This is a genomic window from Pantoea sp. SJZ147 (assembly GCF_007828605.1).
In the GTDB taxonomy this organism is placed as follows: domain Bacteria; phylum Pseudomonadota; class Gammaproteobacteria; order Enterobacterales; family Enterobacteriaceae; genus Pantoea; species Pantoea allii.
Map to the genome: position 1 here is coordinate 1 of NZ_VIVB01000027.1, position 5667 is coordinate 5667.

General features: G+C 49.0%; 4 protein-coding genes, 4 tRNA genes and 1 rRNA gene. 1 reads left to right on the forward strand and 8 read right to left on the reverse strand.

The annotated features are described in order from the left end of the window. The 5 genes from FBY13_RS23260 to FBY13_RS23280 all read right to left on the reverse strand — a co-directional run. The coding region (locus FBY13_RS23260) for a GTP-binding protein (RefSeq protein ID WP_255474498.1) at nucleotides 1-290 on the reverse strand (290 nt) is incomplete at its 3' end. A 107-nt stretch (nucleotides 291-397) separates the two neighbouring features. After that, a tRNA-Thr gene (locus FBY13_RS23265) sits at nucleotides 398-473 on the reverse strand. A gap of 5 nt (nucleotides 474-478) precedes the next feature. Then, nucleotides 479-553: transfer RNA gene (locus FBY13_RS23270), tRNA-Gly, on the reverse strand. A gap of 193 nt (nucleotides 554-746) precedes the next feature. Next, nucleotides 747-831: transfer RNA gene (locus FBY13_RS23275), tRNA-Tyr, on the reverse strand. A gap of 7 nt (nucleotides 832-838) precedes the next feature. Beyond that, nucleotides 839-914, reverse strand: a tRNA-Thr gene (locus tag FBY13_RS23280). Nucleotides 915-2250: 1336 nt separating this feature from the next. Here FBY13_RS23280 and coaA point away from each other — a divergent pair. Further along, entirely contained in the window at nucleotides 2251-3198 is a 948-nt protein-coding gene (gene coaA, locus FBY13_RS23285) for a type I pantothenate kinase (RefSeq protein WP_063877939.1), read from the forward strand. Nucleotides 3199-3243: 45 nt separating this feature from the next. Here coaA and birA read toward each other — a convergent pair whose 3' ends face one another. The 3 genes from birA to rrf all read right to left on the reverse strand — a co-directional run. Next, nucleotides 3244-4203, reverse strand: coding sequence for a bifunctional biotin--[acetyl-CoA-carboxylase] ligase/biotin operon repressor BirA (gene birA, locus FBY13_RS23290; protein WP_145395273.1), 960 nt, complete (start codon nucleotides 4201-4203; stop codon nucleotides 3244-3246). Beyond that, nucleotides 4200-5237: a UDP-N-acetylmuramate dehydrogenase gene (gene murB, locus FBY13_RS23295; RefSeq protein WP_145395274.1), complete on the reverse strand. Its 1038-nt coding sequence runs from the start codon at nucleotides 5235-5237 to the stop codon at nucleotides 4200-4202. The genes birA and murB overlap by 4 nt, the downstream gene beginning before the upstream one ends. Nucleotides 5238-5555: 318 nt before the next feature. Continuing rightward, nucleotides 5556-5667 (reverse strand): 5S ribosomal RNA (gene rrf / locus FBY13_RS23300); the annotation flags it as partial.

Below are 5667 nucleotides of genomic sequence, written 5' to 3' on the forward strand. Positions count from 1 at the left end.
GCAGCACCGGTGATCATGTTTTTCACATAGTCGGCGTGGCCTGGGCAGTCAACGTGCGCATAGTGGCGAGACGGGGTTTCATACTCAACGTGTGCGGTGTTGATGGTGATACCACGTGCTTTTTCTTCCGGGGTGCTGTCGATCTGGTCGAACGCACGCGCCTGGCCACCGTTGGTTTTAGCCAGAACGGTGGTGATAGCTGCAGTCAGGGTGGTTTTACCGTGGTCAACGTGACCGATGGTTCCCACGTTTACGTGCAGTTTGTTACGTTGAAATTGCTCTTTAGCCATCGCTAGTCCCTCTAAGACACGGATATATCAAAGATATAGTCACATTAACCAGGCATTGCCTGACTGCAAGGAGTTACAGAGAAAAATCAGGAGGGAGATAAAGGAAGTGGTGCTGATACCCAGAGTCGAACTGGGGACCTCACCCTTACCAAGGGTGCGCTCTACCAACTGAGCCATATCAGCACATCTGGAGCGGGCAGCGGGAATCGAACCCGCATCATCAGCTTGGAAGGCTGAGGTAATAGCCATTATACGATGCCCGCATCCTGGAACTCGGCTACCTGTTCTTTCTGTAGCTTGTGAATAACAGGGGAAGTCCCCTATTATTCTTCGCCTGTCAGCGGAGCTGACTGGCTTTGACTGAGCTTACACCCAATCTGAATTCAGGGTGAGAAGAAGTGACTCACCTGCCAGACAAACAGGTTGTTTATCTGTTTCTCAACCCTGGGGTTGAGATGGTGGTGGGAGAAGGATTCGAACCTTCGAAGTCTGTGACGGCAGATTTACAGTCTGCTCCCTTTGGCCGCTCGGGAATCCCACCTACTTGATGGTGCCGGCTACCGGAATCGAACTGGTGACCTACTGATTACAAGTCAGTTGCTCTACCAACTGAGCTAAGCCGGCATCAAGTGACGCGCATTCTAGGAAGGTCGGCAGAAGGATGCAACAAAAAAATCACTGTTTTTGTTCTATCGCTTACTATTTGTGCAAAGCATCGCAATTTATCCCCGATCTGCAGAAATAACACCCAATTACTGGTCAAAATTTCTCTTCACTCTCGCCATGGCCTTTTTGCGCCCTGCAGGGTATTGCCCCTTTATTTGTCCGGCTGCATCACGTTTTTTGGCTTACTCAGCCAAAAAGTGTATTAACTGCTCAGTTTTCAACCGACTAAACCGCACTTCAATTTAAATCGTGCAGTCACACAAGCCTCAGCACGAGCTGCACCCCTAAAGAATCCTTCACCGGTCACTGCTTGTCATGATGATCCGCCTTAGATGGAGAGATGCAGACCGCTCCTTCGGGGAAGTGTGATGTGACAGAGGAAGGTGGGAGACAACCCGTAATCCTACAGTGACAGATAATAAGCCTGTGTGAACATGCTTAGCGCGACAGGAGATGCCAAGACACAAGTCGCGAGGATGTGCTTAACGTTATAGAGAAAGCTCCTGTGCATGTGCCTGACGCATCATGGCAGCTGACAGAGAGCCTGTGTGGACAAACTGGCGTGACAGGAGCCGCTGAGACAACAACCCAGCGGGGATAGGCTTAAACTGTAAGCCCATGATGTATGTGTCTGGTGTCGCTTTCATACAGCCTGATGAGGGTGCACAGCGCGACAGGGGAAGCAGAGACCATATACAGCGTCAATGCGCTTAACGCCAGAGAAGACGTGGCAGTCCATAGTGTACGTGCCCGGTGCAGCGTTCTGATAGCCTGTAAGGGCTTCACAGGCGACAGGGGAAGCGGGGACCCACCTCCAGCGGGGAAGTCTTAACGCCAGAGAAGGCGTGGCAGCACATGGTTTATGTGCCTGGTGCAGCTTTCAGACTGCATGCTGAGTACGACTACTGCACTGTGGTATCAACATGGGTGCGAATTATGTCAACAAGACCCGATGTCAATGTGCGGCATATCCTCAATATATGGCTATCCAGACGTAATGACGGTTACTGCCATTTTTACTTAAGAAGTGGCTGATGCCTCAACGAGGATAAAAAAGCATAACGATTAAAGATTTCAAGCCCCTACATTGAAGATTTATCAAAATCTGCGGTGAGCCTTGCGAAAGCAGTTTACTGTTTATTTTTTACTTCTTTTAAAAGCTATACTGGTGATACCCTCCAGCCCATTGTTCTCGTTAATAACCCTGTGACCGGCAATTCATTTCTCTACACTACCCGGATAGTGATCGGCAAAATGTACAGATGGGTTTGAATCTGCAGTCAAATGTATACTTATGGATAAAACGACATCACTCACCACGCCTTATTTACAGTTCACACGTGAACAGTGGGCGGCATTACGCGACTCGGTTCCCATGACGCTGTCAGAGGATGAGATCGCCCAATTGAAAGGGATCAATGAAGATCTTTCAATTGAAGAAGTGGCAGAAATCTATCTGCCACTCTCACGTTTACTTAATTTCTATATCAGTTCAAATGTCCGCCGCCAGGCCGTGCTGGAACAGTTTCTGGGAACGAATGGGCAAAAAATTCCCTATATCATCAGCATTGCAGGCAGCGTCGCGGTTGGCAAAAGTACTACCGCACGTGTTTTACAGGCGCTTCTGAGCCGCTGGCCCGGACACCGTAAGGTTGAGCTCATTACGACAGATGGTTTTCTTCATCCCAACGCTGTGCTTAAAGAACGCGGCTTAATGAAGAAAAAAGGCTTTCCTCAATCCTATGATATGCATCGGCTGGTTAAATTTGTTTCTGACCTTAAGTCAGGGGCCAGCCAGGTCACGGCTCCCGTCTATTCCCATTTAATTTATGATGTGATTCCGGATGGTGACAAGGTGGTTAAGCAACCTGACATTCTGATTCTGGAAGGATTAAATGTGCTGCAGAGTGGCATGGATTATCCTCACGATCCGCATCATGTTTTTGTCTCTGATTTTGTGGATTTTTCAATCTACGTAGATGCGGAAGAAGATCTATTACAGCGCTGGTATGTGAATCGTTTTCTGAAATTTCGTCAGGGCGCTTTTACCGATCCCAACTCTTATTTTCACCACTATGCTCAGTTGCCTGAGGACGAGGCTGTGAACATTGCCGGCGCGTTGTGGAAAGAAATTAACTGGTTGAACCTTAAGGAAAATATTCTTCCTACACGTGAAAGGGCCAGTTTGATTATGACTAAAAGCGGGAACCATGCGGTAGAAAAGCTGCGTCTCAGAAAATAGTCAACGGTATATAAAGCCTGCTAAAAAGCAGGCTTTATTTATTCCTCAAAGCGGTCGAAGCGATATTTCTCCCCCGACCCACGATTTAATTATCCCGTCTTGTTCAAGCTGCAAACCACCCTGGTTATCAATACCGCGAGCGATGCCGTGCACTTCTCGTTCGCCAATCAGTAATTTCACCGGGCGATTAATGAAGTTATCCAGTTCAGCCCAGCGCGCGACAAAGGGGACTAAGCCTTCCTGCTCAAACACGGGTAATGCTTCACGCAGGCGATTGATCAGTTTGGCCGCAAGCTCGTTACGATTAATGGTTACGCCAGCTTCCTGCAAATTAATCCAGCCCTGATTAATCTGGGCTGCTTCGGCATTTCTCATCGCCAGATTTATTCCGGCACCAATGACAATATGAGCGGCATCGCCGGTTTTACCGGTTAATTCGACTAAAATACCTGCTAACTTTCTGTCATTAAGGTAAATATCGTTGGGCCATTTCACCCGTACGTCTTGGGCACCCAGCGACTGCAGGGTCTCTGCCATAATGATACCAATCACCAGACTGAGCCCCATTGCAGCAGCCGGTCCCTGTTCCAGACGCCAGTACATAGACATATAGAGGTTGGCACCAAAAGGCGAAAACCAGTGCCGCCCACGTCGTCCTCGCCCTGCTTGCTGATATTCAGCAACACAGACCGATCCTGAGGGCAGTGAATTCATGCGTTCGAGTAAATACTGATTCGTTGAATCAATCACTGGTATGACTGCAATATCAGGCTGGGACAGCTGAGCAAGAATCTCTTGTTCATTCAGTAACTGAAGCGGTGCAGGGAAACTGTAGCCTTTACCCGTCACGGTATACACGTCAAGGCCCCAACTTTTCAGCGTTTGAATATGCTTATTAATCGCCGCACGGCTCATGCCAAGCGTTTCTCCTAGCTGCTCACCAGAGTGAAATTCGCCATCTGCCAGGATATCGATTAATTTCAATGGTACGCTGTGATCCTTCATGAGATTACCTCTACAGCGTTGCATTCACCTTGTGCCTTAATGAAACGGACTTCTGGCTCCAGCCAGACATTAAATTTTTCACCTACGTGTGCGCGCACGCTTTTTGCCAGAGCGACAATGTCATCAGGTGTGGCATTTCCAGCATTGATTAACACTAAAGCCTGTTGCTGGTGAACTTCCGCACCGCCAATCCGGTAGCCTTTGAGCTGGCATTGATCGATAAGCCAGCCTGCTGCAAGTTTAATATAACCTGTAGGCTGAGGGTAATTTGGCATCGTCGGGTACTCATTCAGCAACGCAGCGGCCTGCGGACCTGTTATCACCGGGTTTTTAAAAAAACTGCCCACGTTACCGGTTATTTTCGGATCCGGTAATTTACTCTGTCGCATATGGCAGACCGCATGGAAGACATCCCAGGCATTTGCCGTCGCAGGATTCAGCGTTTTTAAATCACCATAGGTGAGGACGGGCTGCCAGTGTTTTTTTAATGAGAAACCGACGGCAATAATCGTATAGCCTGACTGGTACTGGTGTTTGAAAATACTGTCACGGTAACCAAACTGGCACGCCTCCCGGCTCAGGCGTTGCGTGATGCCGGTATGCAAATTCAGCACGTCGACGTACTCACATACATCTTTTAACTCTACCCCATAAGCGCCAATATTCTGGATAGGTGCTGATCCCACCATTCCAGGAATGAGCGCAAGGTTTTCCAGGCCAGAAATCCCTTTCTCCAGCGTAGTTTTCACCAGTTGATGCCAGTTCTCACCCGCCCCAACATGCAGTTTCCAGCTCTCATTCTCATCGCGGATCTCAACCCCTTTGATACGGTTGATCACGACAATGCCCGCGAAGTCTTCAAGGAACAGCACGTTGCTGCCTTCCCCAAGGACCAAAAAAGGTTGCTGATTGTGCTGGCTCATTTGCCAGGCTGAAAGTATCGCTTCAGGCGTTTCGGCGACAATGCGTGTTTTTGCGCTGACATCAAGCCCCAGCGTGTTGTCGGCTTTTAATGAGGTGTTCGAACTGGACATGAGACGGCCTTAACTGGTTAATCTGGCCGTAGTTTACCGCATCACAACGATAATGCGGGGGAAATTGCGTGCGGTGAATGGCTTTCTGGGATGCTGTTGCTCTTGAATAATCTCAATAGCAGCGGGAACAGAGCGAATTGAGCAGGTACAAGCAGGGTAATACAGGATGATTTTGCGGTTGTGTTACATATGAGGATAAGAATGGCTATGTGCAGAAGGCAATAAAGCAGGAGGAGCGATCTTGAAGACCCGCTTTTCACCGGTTACGCACGTAAAAAAGCCCTGAACTTTCGTTCAGGGCTTCTTCACTTGTTTGATGCCTGGCAGTTCCCTAATCTCGCATGGGGAGACCCCACACTACCATCGGCGCTACGGCGTTTCACTTCTGAGTTCGGCATGGGGTCAGGTGGGACCACCGCGCTAAAGCCGC

Excerpts from the sequence above, each read along its gene's own strand:
- coaA (WP_063877939.1), top strand. The coding sequence starts at position 2,251 with ATGGATAAAACGACATCACTCACCACGCCTTATTTACAGTTCACACGT.
- birA (WP_145395273.1), bottom strand. The coding sequence starts at position 4,203 with ATGAAGGATCACAGCGTACCATTGAAATTAATCGATATCCTGGCAGAT.
- murB (WP_145395274.1), bottom strand. The coding sequence starts at position 5,237 with ATGTCCAGTTCGAACACCTCATTAAAAGCCGACAACACGCTGGGGCTT.